Source organism: Paracidovorax avenae ATCC 19860, assembly GCF_000176855.2.
Classification (GTDB): Bacteria; Pseudomonadota; Gammaproteobacteria; order Burkholderiales; family Burkholderiaceae_C; genus Paracidovorax; species Paracidovorax avenae.
The window spans coordinates 5,309,511-5,323,405 of sequence record NC_015138.1; the positions used below are offsets into that span (position 1 = coordinate 5,309,511).

11 protein-coding genes are annotated in these 13,895 nt (G+C 69.1%); 10 read left to right on the top strand and 1 reads right to left on the bottom strand.

The annotated features are described in order from the left end of the window. Nucleotides 1–61 precede the first annotated feature (61 nt). The 3 genes from ACAV_RS23040 (at nt 62) to ACAV_RS23050 (ending at nt 5,563) form a co-directional block, all read left to right on the top strand. The gene (locus tag ACAV_RS23040) at nt 62–2,041 is read left to right on the top strand and encodes a methyl-accepting chemotaxis protein (RefSeq protein WP_041828855.1); all 1,980 of its coding nucleotides are present in this window, start codon (nt 62–64) and stop codon (nt 2,039–2,041) included. Between the two features lie 194 nt (nt 2,042–2,235). After that, nucleotides 2,236–4,077 carry a DUF1800 domain-containing protein gene (locus ACAV_RS23045; protein ID WP_013596983.1) on the top strand — a complete coding sequence of 614 codons (1,842 nt, stop codon included), beginning with the start codon at nt 2,236–2,238 and terminating at the stop codon, nt 4,075–4,077. Between the two features lie 40 nt (nt 4,078–4,117). After that, complete coding sequence (locus ACAV_RS23050) at nt 4,118–5,563, top strand: DUF1501 domain-containing protein (protein ID WP_013596984.1); 1,446 nt, start codon at nt 4,118–4,120, stop codon at nt 5,561–5,563. Here the strand turns inward: ACAV_RS23050 and ACAV_RS23055 are convergent. Next, a complete protein-coding gene (locus ACAV_RS23055; protein WP_013596985.1) occupies nt 5,553–6,515 on the bottom strand; it encodes a LysR family transcriptional regulator in 963 nt (320 codons plus the stop codon). The two genes, ACAV_RS23050 and ACAV_RS23055, sit on opposite strands and share 11 nt — an antisense overlap. Nucleotides 6,516–6,681: 166 nt before the next feature. Here ACAV_RS23055 and ACAV_RS23060 point away from each other — a divergent pair, with 166 nt between their 5' ends. The 7 genes from ACAV_RS23060 (at nt 6,682) to ACAV_RS23090 (ending at nt 13,880) form a co-directional block, all read left to right on the top strand. Further along, on the top strand, nt 6,682–7,644 hold the full coding sequence (locus ACAV_RS23060; RefSeq protein WP_041829447.1) for a Bug family tripartite tricarboxylate transporter substrate binding protein: 963 nt from the start codon (nt 6,682–6,684) through the stop codon (nt 7,642–7,644). 1 nt (nt 7,645) lies between these two features. Continuing rightward, nucleotides 7,646–8,701 (top strand): 4-hydroxythreonine-4-phosphate dehydrogenase PdxA, encoded by a 1,056-nt coding sequence (locus tag ACAV_RS23065; protein ID WP_013596987.1) that lies wholly within the window; start codon nt 7,646–7,648, stop codon nt 8,699–8,701. Between the two features lie 132 nt (nt 8,702–8,833). Next, nucleotides 8,834–10,006 carry an L-rhamnonate dehydratase gene (locus ACAV_RS23070; RefSeq protein WP_013596988.1) on the top strand — a complete coding sequence of 391 codons (1,173 nt, stop codon included), beginning with the start codon at nt 8,834–8,836 and terminating at the stop codon, nt 10,004–10,006. Between the two features lie 8 nt (nt 10,007–10,014). After that, complete coding sequence (locus ACAV_RS23075; protein ID WP_013596989.1) at nt 10,015–10,944, top strand: dihydrodipicolinate synthase family protein; 930 nt, start codon at nt 10,015–10,017, stop codon at nt 10,942–10,944. 117 nt (nt 10,945–11,061) lie between these two features. Beyond that, nucleotides 11,062–12,057 carry a TRAP transporter substrate-binding protein gene (locus ACAV_RS23080; protein ID WP_013596990.1) on the top strand — a complete coding sequence of 332 codons (996 nt, stop codon included), beginning with the start codon at nt 11,062–11,064 and terminating at the stop codon, nt 12,055–12,057. A gap of 19 nt (nt 12,058–12,076) precedes the next feature. Beyond that, nucleotides 12,077–12,577 (top strand): TRAP transporter small permease, encoded by a 501-nt coding sequence (locus tag ACAV_RS23085; RefSeq protein WP_013596991.1) that lies wholly within the window; start codon nt 12,077–12,079, stop codon nt 12,575–12,577. A 25-nt stretch (nt 12,578–12,602) separates the two neighbouring features. Next, nucleotides 12,603–13,880: a TRAP transporter large permease subunit gene (locus ACAV_RS23090; protein ID WP_013596992.1), complete on the top strand. Its 1,278-nt coding sequence runs from the start codon at nt 12,603–12,605 to the stop codon at nt 13,878–13,880. Nucleotides 13,881–13,895 lie beyond the last annotated feature (15 nt).

Genomic DNA, 13,895 nt, shown 5'->3' on the forward strand with positions numbered 1-13,895 from the left:
CAATCGCGCGCGGGGGAGGGGCCGCCGCGCAAGCCCTTTCACCTCAACAGACCGCCAACACATGTCCATGCTGCACCGACTGAGCCTGCTCCACAAATTTCTCATCCTCGGGGTGATCGCATTGCTCATGGGCGCGCTGCCCACCGTGCTGTACGTGCGCGGCGCGCTCCAGCAGATCGGCGCCGCCCGGTATGAAAGCCAGGGTGCGCCGGCGCTGATCGCGGTGAACCAGGCCGTCCAGCGGCTGCAGGTCCACCGCGGGCTGTCGGCGGCCATGCTGGGCGGAGACGAGGTGCTGGCGGCGCGCCGGCCTGCCGCGCGCGATGCGCTCAACCAGGCCTTCGCGGAGGCCGGGAAAGCCTTCGCCCAGGCCGGGGTGCCGCAGGCCCAGGTGCAGGCCTGGAGCGCCGCCACGCAGACGTGGCAGAGCCTGGAGCAGGCCGTCGCCGCGCGTTCGCTGCAGCCGCCACAAAGCCTTGCGCAGCACACGCAGCTCGTGGGCACGCTGATGCAGATCGGAGAGGAGCTGCTGCACCACTATGGATTCCAGACCGATCCGGACATGGCCACGCAGGACCTCATCCAGGCCGCGGTGGTGAACTCGCCCATGCTCGGGGAAAAGCTCGGCCTGCTGCGCGGGCAGGGCTCCGGCTACCTGGCACGCCAGGCCCTGCCGCCGGAAGGCAAGGGCGCGCTGCAGGCGCTGCAGCAGCGCGTGGGCGAACTGGAGGCGGATACCTTCCGCAACTTCGAGCGCGCGCTGGCGGACGAAGACCTGCGCAAGGCCCTGGCCGGGCCGGTGCAGGACGTGCGCCAGCGCGTGGCGGCATCGCGCCAGCTGGTGGACCGCAGCCTGCTGTCGGCCAGCGAGATCACCATGCCCGCCAAGGACTATTTCGACCAGCTCACCGGCACGCTGGAAGCGCTGAACCAGCTCAACACCACCGCGATGGCCAGCCTGGATGCGGCGCTGCTGGAGCGCGTGTCCGCCGACCAGCGGAAGCTGGGCGCCGCCTCGGCCGCACTGCTGCTCGCGCTCGCACTGGGCCTGGGCCTGGGCGTGGTGTTCATGCGCTCGATCACCCAGCCGCTCGCGCAGGCGGTGCGGCTGGCCAGCGCGGTGGCCGACGGCGACCTGAGCGGCGACGACGTGCCGCACGGCACCAACGAGGTCGGCCGGCTCATCGCGGCACAGCAGCAGATGCGCGCGCGCCTCAAGCCCATGGTGGCCCAGGTGCGCGGCGGCGCCGAGGGCGTGGCCACTGCCAGCGCGGAGATCGCCCAGGGCAACATGGACCTCTCGGCCCGCACGGAGAGCCAGGCCAGTGCCCTGGAGGAAACCGCCGCCTCGATGGAGCAGATGACGGCCACCGTGCGGCAGAACGCGGACAACGCACGCCAGGCCAACCAGCTCGCCATGAATGCCAGCCTGGTCGCCGCCCAGGGCGGGGAGGTCGTCACGCAGGTGGTGCAGACCATGCAGGGCATCCGCACCGCGTCCGGCAAGATCGCCGACATCATCGGGGTGATCGATTCCATTGCGTTCCAGACCAACATCCTGGCGCTGAACGCGGCCGTGGAAGCCGCACGCGCAGGCGAGCAGGGCCGGGGTTTCGCCGTGGTCGCGGGCGAGGTGCGGGCCCTGGCGGGGCGCAGCGCCGAGGCCGCCAAGGAAATCAAGGCGCTGATCGGCGACAGCGTGCAGCGCGTGCAGCAGGGCGGCGAACTCGCCGACCAGGCGGGCGCCACCATGGCCGAGGTGGTGCAGGCCATCCAGCGCGTGACGGGCATCATGGGCGAGATCAGCGAAGCCAGCCAGGAGCAGAGCCAGGGCGTGGCGCAGGTGGGCGAGGCTGTCACGCAGATGGACCAGGCCACCCAGCAGAACGCGGCGCTGGTCGAGGAAATGGCCGCTGCGGCCAATGGCCTGCGCACGCAGGCCGACGAACTGGTGCGCGCCGCGGCCGTCTTCCGGCTCGCGGCGGCCGACGAGCCGGGCGCAGCCGGTGCGCTCCGCATCGGCCAGGGCCGGGCCGCCTGACCGCCACCTGACCTGCCATGCCATGGCGGGCGTGGTGACTCGGCCGCACAACAACGCCCGGCACGAATAACATTTCGTCACGATTTTTCCGCAAACCAGGGCGCATGCTGACAACCGGGAACAGTGCGTCGCGTTAGGCACAGGTTCCCGGATCCGGCGGTCCTTGCCGCCTCCGCTGAAACGGAAGCCGACCCATGCACCCCACGCCCACAGCCACCGCCGAGGTGCCGCCCGCTGACCCGGCGCATCCCGGTTCCTCCCCCGGACAGGCATTCCCGGCCCCACCTGTCCTGGCCGCCGTCACCGCGGCCAGCCTGCTGGCCGCATGCGGCGGAGGCAGCAGCGGCGAACCGGCGGCTTATGCGCAAGCCTCCGCCGCCGCCTCCGGCGGCATGGCCTCTGCAGCGCCCTCCACCGATGCGGAAGCGGCACGCTTCCTGCTCCAGGCCCAGTTCTCCGCCACCGACGAGGACACCTCCGCCGTGCGTACCAAGGGCTACGCCGCCTGGCTGGCCGACCAGTTCGCGCAGCCCATCGGCACGACGGGCACCGACTGGCTGGCGCAGCGCGGCTATGGCGTGGCAAACGCGGACACGCGCTACCACAACGCCTCCTACCCCGCCGACTACATGCTGTGGAGCCAGCTGTTCACCGAGCGCGATGCCGTGCGCAAGCGCGTGGCGCTGGCGCTCTCGGAGATCATGGTGGTGTCCACCAACGGGCTGAACCAGCCCTGGCCCGCATTCCTCGCGGCCGGCTACTGGGACGTGCTCAACCGGCACGCCTTCGGCAACTTCCGCGCGCTGCTGGAGGCCGTGACGCTCAACCCCGCCATGGGCGTGTACCTGAACGCCCTGGGCAGCCAGAAGGAAGACGCGCGCACCGGCCGCCAGCCCGACGAGAACTACGCCCGCGAGGTGATGCAGCTCTTCACCCTGGGCCTGTACCGGCTGAACGCCGACGGCACCGAGCAGCGCGACGCGAACGGCAACCGCATCGAGACCTACGGCCCCTCCGACGTGAGCAACCTCGCGCGGGTGTTCACCGGCTACGACTACGACCGCAGCCAGAACCAGTCCTCTACCGTAGGCACCAGCACCGTGCCGGGTCCGCAGCAGGCGGTGCGGCCGATGGTGCTCGTCGCCAGCCGGCACTCCACGCTGGCCGCGACCTTCCTGGGCACCACCGTCGCGGCCGGCGCGGCGGGCGACGCGGCCTTGAAGACAGCGCTCGATACGCTCTTCAACCACCCCAACGTGGCCCCGTTCATCGGCCGCCAGCTCATCCAGCGGCTGGTGACGAGCAACCCCAGCCCCGCCTACGTGGCGCGGGTGGCCGCCGCCTTCGCGGACAACGGCAGCGGCGTGCGCGGCGATCTGCGCGCCGTGGTCGCGGCCATCCTGCTGGACATGGAAGCCCGCGGCGCCGCAGGCCTCTCCAGCCCCGCATTCGGCCGGCTGCGCGAGCCCATGGTGCGCTTCGTGCAATGGGGCCGCACCTTCGGCCTGCGGTCGGCCCGCGGCAGCTGGAAGCTCGGCGACCTGAGCGACCCCGCCACGCGGCTGGGGCAAAGCCCGCTGCGCTCGCCCTCGGTGTTCAATTTCTTCCGGCCCGGCTACGTGCCGCCCTCCACCGCCATCGCGTCCGCCGGGCAGGTCGCGCCGGAGTTCCAGATCGTCACCGAATCCAGCGTCGGCGGCTACCTGAACTACATGCAGAACGCGATCCGCAACGGCCTGTTCGTGAACGCGCCGGACCTGCCGCAGAACAACGCGAGCAACGGCAACAATGGCTTCGACATCACCTGCGACTATGCCACCCTGCTCCCGCTGGTGACCGATCCAGCCGGCCTGGTGCGCAAGGTGGCGCTGCTGCTGTCGGGAGGCCAGATTTCCGATGTCACGCAGGCGCGCATCGCCAACGCGCTGGCAGCCACCCCGGTCACGGCCTCGAGCAGCGCGGCGGCCAAGCTCAACCGCGTCGCCGCGGCCGTCTTCCTGGTCATGGCCTGCCCGGCCTACCTCGTGCAGAAATGACATGAACGGCCCGCGCCGTCCTTCTTCCGGAGCCCATCCCATGCCGTTCATCGATCCCGCACGCCACACGCGCCGCGCCTTCCTGCGCCGCTCGGCCCAACTCGCCGCCACGGGCGCCGCACTGCCCATGGCCCTGAACCTCGCCGCGATGGGCGAGGCCGCCGCCTTCGAAGCGCAGGACTACAAGGCGCTGGTCTGCGTCTTCCTGTTCGGCGGCTGCGACTACGCCAACACCGTCGTGCCCTACGACGGCGCGCGCTACGCGCAGTACGCCGCCATCCGCGGCGGCAACAGCGACGGCACGGCCGGCGGCATCGCGCTCGGGCGCGCGGCGCTGGGTGCCACGCTGCTGCAGCCCACCGCGCCGCTGGCCGGCGGCCTGCAGTACGCGCTGCATCCCTCGATGACCGGCATGGCCGGCCTCTTCAACGCCGGCCGCGCGGCCGTGCAGCTCAACGTCGGCCCGCTGCTGGTGCCGCTCACGCGCGCGCAGTACGCGAGCGGGGACCGGCGCAACTATCCGCTGCCGCCCAAGCTGTTCTCGCACAACGACCAGCAGTCGGTCTGGCAGTCGCAGGGCGCCGAGGGCTCCACCGTGGGCTGGGGCGGCAACCTGGGCGACCTCGCGCTGTCGTCCAACGCCACCTCGCTCTTCACCTGCATCTCGGCCAGCGGCAATGCCGTGTTCCTGGCGGGCGACCAGGCGCTGCAATACCAGATCAGCCCGAGCGGCGCCGTGCCCATCAACGGGGTGAAGGGCAACATCTACGGCTCCGCCGCGGTGCGCGGCGTCTTCAGCGAACTGGTGCAGGCCGCCGGCAGCCACGTGCTGGAAGCCGAATACGCACGCGTCACGCAGCGCTCCATCGGCGCGGAAGGCCAGATCTCCGCCGCGCTGGCCAGCGCGAACCTCTCCACCGCCTTCCCCACGAACAATGCGCTGGCCGACCAGCTCAAGGTGGTGGCGCGGCTGATCGCGGCGCGCGCCGCGCTCGGCACCCGGCGCCAGGTGTTCTTCGTCTCGCTGGGTGGCTTCGATCTGCACGACAACCTCATCGCCACCCAGCCCGCGCTGCTGGACAAGGTGAGCAGCGCCATGACCGCCTTCTACAACGCCACGGCGGAACTGGGCGTGGCCGACAAGGTCACCGCCTTCACGGCCTCGGATTTCGGCCGCACGCTCACCTCCAACGGCGACGGCTCCGACCACGGCTGGGGCAGCCACCACTTCGTGGTCGGTGGCGCGGTGCGCGGCGCGGCCTTCTACGGCGCGCCGCCCCCGGTGAGCGTGGGCAATGGCAGCGGCAGCGAAGACCAGTGGCACGTGGGCCAGGGGCGCCTCTTGCCCAGCACCGCTGTCGACCAGTACGCCGCCACCCTGGCGCGCTGGTTCGGCGTGGCGAACACGGAACTGGCGGGCGTGCTGCCGCGCATCGGGAATTTCGGGGGGTCGGCGTATCCGGTGAATCTGGGGTTCATGGGATGACGGCGCCGCCCGTCGCGGGAGCGTCCCCTTCGCCGCATGCGTCCGGCTCCGCCGCCGCGTGCAGCAGCGCCAGGAAATGCTGCAGCGCGGCGGGGGCGGGCCTGTCCACGCGCACCACGCTGCCATACGACGCCAGCCGGTTGCGCACGGTATAGGGCAGTATCCGCAACAGCCCGTGGCGCTGGTAGCGCAGCGCGATGGAAGCGGGGATGACGGCCACCATGTCGCTGTGCGCGATCAGGTTGGTGGTGGTGAGGATGGAGGCCGTTTCGATCAGCCCTCCCGGCAGCGGCTGGTGGTGCAGCGCGAACTCCTGCTCCAGCACGTCGCGCATGGGACTGCCCGCGGGCTGCAGGATCCAGGGGTAGGCCAGCAGCTCGGAAAAGCGCAGCGACCTCTGGCGTGCCAGCGGATGGCCGGTGGCCACCACCACCGAGAGCACCTCCTCGGCCAACGGACGGAAGCGGCAGTCGCCGCCGCTGCGTCCCGGCATGCGCCCGATCACTACGTCGAGCCGCCCCTCCCGCAGCAACTCCATGAGGCGGTTGCTGGTGTCGACCGCGATTTCCACCGTGAGCAGCGGATAGGCCGTCTTCAGCCGCACCAGGGCATCGCTCAGGACATCGGGCGCCGCCGCCATGATGCACCCCACGAACAGCTTGCCGGCACTGCCAAGGTGCAGCGCGTCCAGCTCGCGGCGCATGGCCTCGATGCCGCCGCGCAAGCCCCGGAAATACTGCGTCACGCATCTGCCCGCCGCATTTACCCGCAGCCCCCGGCCCACCCGATCGAACAGCGGATGGCCCAGGGCGTCTTCCAGCTCATGCAGCATCTTGGTGGCCGCCGGCTGGGTCATTCCCAGATCGGCGGCCGCTGAGCGCAGCGTGCCCCGCGCTTCTATGGCCAGCATCAGCGCCACCTGCCGCATGCGCACGCGATTGAGCAGGGGCATGGGCAGGGATTCCTCGCGGCGGTGCGGCATTTTTGATAACCCCAGGCAATCAATTCATCATTTCATTTCATTTTACGGAAACAAACGCCGTCCCTAGGATGCTCATCCATGAATGCCGCTTGCAAGAAAAGGCATCGAGAAGGTCACCAAGGAGACAAAAGACATGCTGCGACGCACCCCCCTGATCGGGCTGGCCCTGGCCGCCCTGCTCTCGCCATGGGCCGCCCACGCCCAAGAATGGCCTTCGCGCCCCATCCGCATTCTGGTGGGCTCGTCCGCCGGTGGCGGCACCGATGCCATGGCCCGCGCCGTGGCCGACCGGCTGGGCCCGCTGCTCAAGCAGCCCGTGGTGGTGGAGAACCGCCCCGGCGCCTCGAACACCCTGGCGGCCGACAGTGCCGCCAAATCCACCGACGGCCACACGCTGGTGATGGGCGTCGTCACCGCCCACGCCATCGCGCCGCACCTGCTCAAGCTGGGCTACGACAGCAACAAGGACCTGGTGCCGGTGGCCTACGTGGGCGCCGTGCCCAACGTGCTGGTCGTCACCAACGGCCTGCCCGCCCAGTCGGTCAAGGAACTGGTCGCGCTGGCGAAGAAGGAGCCCGGGCGCATCAACTACGCCAGCAGCGGCACCGGCAGCACGCAGCACATCGCCGCCGAGACCTTCAAGGATGCGGCAGGCATCGACATCACCCACGTGCCCTACAAGGGCAGCAGCGCCGCCCTGGTGGATCTGGTGGGCGGTCAGGTGCAGATGAGCTTCGACACCATGCCCTCGGTGATCGGCCAGATCAGGAACGGCAAGATGCGCGCGCTGGCCGTGACCACGGCGCAGCGCAACCCGCAGCTGCCGCAGGTGCCCACCATGGCCGAGGCCGGCCTGCCGCAGGTGGACATCACGGCTTGGTACGGCATCTACATGCCTGCCGCGACGCCCAAGGCCGTGCAGCAGCGCGTCAACGAGGCGGTCAACCAGGTTCTGGCCATGCCCGAGACCCAGACGCGCCTGGGCGCCGTGGGCGCGGAACTGAAGCCGATGAGCCAGGCCGACTTCACCGCCTTCCACAACGCCGAATACCAGCGCTACGGCCAGCTCATCCGCAAGAACAACATCCGCATCGACTGACATGACAACGACGAACTCCACTCTGCCCGTGGTGGCCCTGACGCTCGGCGACCCCGCCGGCATCGGCCCCGAACTCATCGCCCGCCTGCTGGCCCGGCCCGAGGCCACCGCGCACGCCAACATCGTGCTGGCGGGCGACCCCTGGCTGTGGGAGGAAGGCCAGCGCATCGCCGGCGTGCAGGTCGGCACCGAGGCCGTCGCATCGCTGGCCGAAATGCGCGGGCGCTCCGGCACTTCGCGGCCCGCCTTCCTGCGCATGGACACGGTGGCGCAGGCCGACGTGCACCGCAGCCGCGCCGAGGCGGCGGGGGGCCGCTCGGTGCTCAAGGTGCTCGACCTCTGCATGGACGCGGCCCAGGCCGGCGAGATCGATGCGATCTGCTTCGCGCCGCTCAACAAGCAGGCCATGAAGCTGGGCGGCATGCGCCACGAGGACGAGCTGCACCACTTCGCCCAGTACCTGGGCGTGCAGAACTACTTCTGCGAGTTCAACACGCTGGGCGGGCTGTGGACCTCGCGCATTTCCTCGCACGTGCCGCTCAAGGACGTGACGCAGTACCTGAGCGTGGAGCGCATCGAACAGGCGGCCGAGCTGATCTACCGCTCGCTGCGCGCCAGCGGCGTGGCCGAGCCCAAGGTGGCCATCGCCGCGCTCAACCCGCACGGCGGCGACGGCGGCACCTGCGGCCGCGAAGAGGTGGACATCATCGCCCCGGCGGTGCAGGCGCTGCAGGCCCGCGAATGGCCGACGCCCGCGCCTTTCCACGGCCCTTTCCCGGCCGACACCATCTTCCTGAAGGCCCAGGCGGGCGAGTACCAGGCGATCGTGACCATGTACCACGACCAGGGCCAGATCGCCATCAAGCTGCTGGGCTTCTCGCGCGGCGTGACCGTGCAGGGCGGCCTGCCCATCCCGATCACCACGCCGGCGCACGGCACGGCCTACGACATCGCTGGCCAGGGCAAGGCCAGCGTGGAAGCGACCTGGCAGGCCTTCCTGATCGCTTGCCGCATGGGCACCGCGCAGCGACAGGGCCGCGCCACCGCCCCCGCCTGACAACGGCTGCCAGCAGGCAGCCCCTCCCCGACCGACGACGGCGTCCGCGCATGCGCGGCGCGGGGAGAGGCCGTCCCTGCCTTACCCACGCCCACACCGCATCCCCATCTGCATCACCCAGGAGACCACACCATGAAGATCAAATCCGTGCGCGCCCGCGTCTATGAATGGAAGGGCAAGACCGTTCCGCCGCAGGGCAATTTCTGCTCCAACGCCATGGACCTGCTCTATTCGAAGAAGGAGACCATGGCCACCTTCCGCTTCCACTCGTGGACGGTGGTGGAGATCGAGACCGACGACGGCATCGTCGGCCTGGGCAACGTGGCGCTGGCGCCGCGCATCGCCAAGGCCATCATCGACGAATACCTCGCGCCCCTGGTGGTCGGCCAGGACCCGTGGGACTACGAATACCTGTGGCAACGCATGTACCGCGCCACCCACGCCTGGGGCCGCAAGGGCGTGACCATGGCGGCGATCTCGGCCGTCGATCTGGCGATCTGGGACATCCTGGGCAAGAGCGTGGGCAAGCCCGTGTTCAAGCTGCTGGGCGGCCGCACCAAGGAAAAGATCCCCTGCTACTACAGCAAGCTCTACCGCACCGACCTGAAGGAAATGCAGGACGAGGCGCAGAAGTTCCTGGACCAGGGCTTCAAGGCCTTCAAGATGCGCTTCGGCTACGGCCCGGCGCACCTGCAGGAAGGCGTGAAGGAGAACCTCAAGTCGGTCGAGGCGGTGCGCGAAGTGATCGGCTACGACACCGACCTGATGCTCGAGTGCTACATGGGCTGGAACCTGGAATACGCCAAGCGCATCCTGCCGAAGCTGGAGAAGTTCGAGCCGCGCTGGCTGGAGGAGCCGGTGATCGCCGACGACATCGACGGCTATGCCGAGCTGAACCAGCTCACCAGCATCCCGATCTCGGGCGGCGAGCATGAATTCAGCCTGTACGGCTTCAAGCAGCTGCTGGACAAGAAGGCCGTCTCGGTCGTGCAGTACGACACCAACCGCGTGGGCGGCATCACCGCGGCGCACAAGATCAACGCGCTGTGCGAGGCCTACAGCGTGCCGGTCATCCCGCACGCCGGCCAGATGCACAACTACCACCTGACCATGAGCACCCTGGCCTCGCCCATGGCCGAATACTTCCCCATCTTCGACGTGGAAGTGGGCAACGAGCTGTTCTGGTACATCTTCGACGGCGAGCCGATCGCGGAGAACGGCTTCCTGCAGCTGCAGGACGACGTGCCCGGCCTGGGCCTCGCGCTCAAGACCGAGTACCTGGACCAGTTCCAGATCACCGAGTGAGGCACGCCATGCCCGGTCTTTCCCAACCGCGCTTCCGGGGCATCTTCCCGGTCGTGCCCACCACCTTCCACGAAGACGGCACGCTGGACCTGGCCAGCCAGAAGCGCTGCCTGGACTTCATGATCGACTCCGGCGTCGATGGCCTGTGCATCCTGGCCAACTTCTCCGAGCAGTTCCTGATCGCCGACGACGAGCGCGAACTGCTCACGCGCACGGCGCTGGAGCACGTCGCCGGCCGCGTGCCGGTGATCGTGACCACGACCCACACCAGCACGAAGGTGTGCGCCGAGCGCAGCCGCCGCGCGCAGGACATGGGCGCGGCCATGGTGATGGTGATGCCGCCCTACCACGGCGCCACGTTCCGCTTCGGCGAGACGGCCGTGCAGTCGTTCTACCGGGGGGTGTCCGATGCGATCGACATCCCCATCATGGTCCAGGACGCGCCGGCCGCCGGCACGCCGCTGCCGCCGGCCCTGCTGGCGAAGATGGCCCGCGAGATCGAGCAGGTCAGCTACTTCAAGATGGAAACGGCCGGCGCCGCGAACAAGCTGCGCGAACTCATCGCCCTGGGCGGCGAGGCCATCGAAGGCCCCTGGGACGGCGAGGAGGCCATCACCCTGCTGGCCGACCTGGAGGCCGGCGCCACCGGCGCGATGACGGGCGGCGGCTTCGCCGACGGCATCCGCCCCATCATCGAAGCGCACCGCGCGGGCGACCGGGACGCGGCCTTCGCCCAGTACCAGCGCTGGCTGCCGCTCATCAACCACGAGAACCGGCAGGCGGGCTTCCTCGCGGCCAAGGCGCTGATGAAGGAAGGCGGCGTGATCGCCTGCGACGCGCCCCGTGCCCCGTGGCCACCCATGCATCCGGAGACCCGTCGCGAGCTGATCGACATCGCGCGCCGGCTCGATCCGCTGGTGCTGCGCTGGGCGCGCTGAGCCCACCCTCGGCCCCACCCACGCCACGCCCGGAGGAGTTCCACCCACGCATCCACTCCTTCCCGGGCAAACCGCGTTTTTCTGGCGATGACAACCACGACAACAAAGGAGACATCCATGAAACGACTCGCTTTTCTCAAGACGGTGCTCACCACCCTGGCGCTGGGCGCCACGATGGCGGCTCCCACTCTGGCGCAGACGCCACCCACCAAGATCCGCTTCGCCCATGCCGGGCCGGAAACCGCTTCGCAGCATCTGGCGGCGCTGGAATTCGCGCGCCTCGTCAAGGAACGCAGCAGCGGCAAGCTGGAGGTGCAGGTGTTCCCCGGCAGCCAGCTCGGCAACGACTCCACGGTGATCGGCGCGGTGCGCGGCGGCACCATCGACGTGATGATGGCCGGCAGCGGCAACTTCTCGGGCATGTCGTCCAAGTTCGACGTGCTGGACATCCCCTTCCTGTTCCGCAACCCGGCGCACGCCTACGCCACGGTGGACGGCGAGATCGGCCAGCGCCTGGCAAAGGAGCTGGAACCGCACAACCTGCAGCAGCTGGCGTTCTGGGAGGTGGGCTTCCGCTCCATCACGACCAAGAACCGCCCGGTGACCAAGCCCGAGGACGTCAAGGGCCTGAAGATCCGCGTCACGCCCAACCCCACCCACATCCAGGCCTGGAAGCTGCTGGGCGCCAACCCCATTCCCATGCCGCTGGGCGAGCTGTACCAGGCGCTGGAATCGGGCGCGGTGGATTCGCAGGAGCACCCGGTGGACATCACCTACGCGGCCAAGTTCTACGAGGTGCAAAAGCAGCTCACGCTGAGCCGCCACGCCTTCACGGCGATGCCGGTGGTCATGAACAAGAAGAAGTTCGACGCCCTGGCACCGGCGCTGCAGCAGGCGCTGCTGACGTCGGCCAACGACGCCAAGCTGTTCCAGCGCCAGCTCAATCAGAAGAACGAGCCCGGCATCCTGGCCGAGCTGCGCAAGCACGGCATGAACGTGATCGAGACCTTCGACCCGGCGCCCTTCCGCGCCATCGTGGGCGATGCGGTACGCCAGTCCTTCGTGGCCAAGAACGGTCCCGAGCTACTCAATGCCGTGGACGCGGTCAAGTGACCGCGCGAGGGATTGCGACATGAAAAAACTCGTCACGCGCGCGGCCGAAGGGCTGCTGATCGTGCTGCTCGCCGTCATGGTGGTGCTGGTGTTCGGCAACGTCGTGCTGCGCTACTTCTTCAACTCCGGCATCGTCTTCTCCGAGGAGGTGTCGCGCTTCGTCTTCATGTGGCTCACGCTGATCGGTGCGCTGGTGGTGATGAAGGACAACGCCCACCTGGGCATGTCCAGCCTGATCGACCGGCTGGGCGAGCAGGGCCAGCGCATCTGCCGCTTCCTGTCGGACACGCTGACGCTGGCCTGCTGCGTGCTGCTGGCGCACGGCACCTGGGCGCAGGTGGTGATCGGCATGGACAACGCCTCGCCCGTCACCGGGGTACCGCTGGGGCTGGTGTTCCTCTCGCTGCTCATCAGCAGCGTGGGCATGGCCCTGCTGCTGGCGCATTCGCTGTGGCGCCAGGTCACGGGCCGCATGCCGCGCGAGGAACTGGTGCCCCGCTCCGTGAGCGCCGGCGAATGACGGACGCACGCACAAGGAGAACCCCATGACGATCGCCGTCTTCCTCATCGCGCTGCTGGGCAGCATGGCCCTGGGCATGCCCATCGCGTTCTCGCTGCTGGCCTGCGGCGTGGCGCTGATGGTCCACCTGGGCAACTTCGACACGCAGATCCTCGCGCAGAACCTGCTCGAGGGCGTGAACAACTATCCGCTGATGGCCGTGCCGTTCTTCATGCTGGCCGGCGAACTGATGAACGCCGGCGGCCTGTCGCGCCGCATCGTCTCGGTGGCCGAGGCCCTGGTGGGCCACGTGCGCGGCGGCCTGGGCTACGTGGCCATCCTGGCCTGCCTGATCGTGGCCAGCATCTCGGGCTCGGCCGTGGCCGACACGGCCGCCGTGGCGGCGCTGCTGATCCCGATGATGCGCAACGCCGGCTACAACGTGCCGCGCGCCTCGGGCCTCATCGCCGCTGGGGGCATCATCGCGCCCGTGGTGCCGCCTTCGATCCCCATCGTGGTGTTCGGCGTGGCGGCGCAGCTGTCCATCACCAAGCTGTTCCTCGCGGGCATCTTTCCCGGGATCATGATGGCGCTGGCGCTGGCCTTCACCTGGTGGCTGTGCGCGAAGAAGGAGAACGTGGCGCCGGGCCGGCCCTTCGACGCGCGTGTGCTGGCGCGGGCGCTCTACGACGGCATCTGGGCGCTGATCCTGCCGGGCGTGATCATCGGCGGCATGAAGTTCGGCATCTTCACGCCGACGGAAGCCGCCGTGGTGGCCGTGGTCTACGCGCTGCTGGCGGGCCTCTTCGTCTACCGGGAGCTCAAGCCCCGGCAGATCCCGCACCTGATGCTGGTGGCGGCCAAGACCTCCAGCACGGTGATGTTCCTCGTGGCCGCCGCCCTGGTGTCGGCCTGGCTCATCACCATCGCGGACATCCCCTCGCAGGCCACGGCGCTGCTGCAGCCCTTCATGGACAACAAGATCCTGCTGATGTTCGTCATCATGATCCTGGTGATCGTGGTGGGCACGGCGCTGGACCTGATGCCCACGGTGCTGATCCTCACGCCCATCCTGATGCCGGTGATCAAGCAGGCGGGCATCGACCCGATCTACTTCGGCGTGATGTTCATCATGAACAACGCCATCGGCCTGCTCACGCCGCCCGTCGGCACGGTGCTGAACGTGGTGGCCGGCGTGGCCAAGACCAAGCTGGACGACGTCATCAAGGGCGTCTGGCCCTTCCTGCTGGCGCAGACCATCCTGATGTTCCTCTTCGTGCTGTTCCCGCAGCTCATCACGGTGCCGGCGAGCTGGTTCCGCTGACCTGAAAGGCAATTC

Coding starts and splice junctions, on each gene's coding strand:
- ACAV_RS23040 (WP_041828855.1), top strand. CDS start 62: ATGTCCATGCTGCACCGACTGAGCCTGCTCCACAAATTTCTCATCCTC.
- ACAV_RS23045 (WP_013596983.1), top strand. CDS start 2,236: ATGCACCCCACGCCCACAGCCACCGCCGAGGTGCCGCCCGCTGACCCG.
- ACAV_RS23050 (WP_013596984.1), top strand. CDS start 4,118: ATGCCGTTCATCGATCCCGCACGCCACACGCGCCGCGCCTTCCTGCGC.
- ACAV_RS23055 (WP_013596985.1), bottom strand. CDS start 6,515: ATGCCCCTGCTCAATCGCGTGCGCATGCGGCAGGTGGCGCTGATGCTG.
- ACAV_RS23065 (WP_013596987.1), top strand. CDS start 7,646: ATGACAACGACGAACTCCACTCTGCCCGTGGTGGCCCTGACGCTCGGC.
- ACAV_RS23070 (WP_013596988.1), top strand. CDS start 8,834: ATGAAGATCAAATCCGTGCGCGCCCGCGTCTATGAATGGAAGGGCAAG.
- ACAV_RS23075 (WP_013596989.1), top strand. CDS start 10,015: ATGCCCGGTCTTTCCCAACCGCGCTTCCGGGGCATCTTCCCGGTCGTG.
- ACAV_RS23080 (WP_013596990.1), top strand. CDS start 11,062: ATGAAACGACTCGCTTTTCTCAAGACGGTGCTCACCACCCTGGCGCTG.
- ACAV_RS23085 (WP_013596991.1), top strand. CDS start 12,077: ATGAAAAAACTCGTCACGCGCGCGGCCGAAGGGCTGCTGATCGTGCTG.
- ACAV_RS23090 (WP_013596992.1), top strand. CDS start 12,603: ATGACGATCGCCGTCTTCCTCATCGCGCTGCTGGGCAGCATGGCCCTG.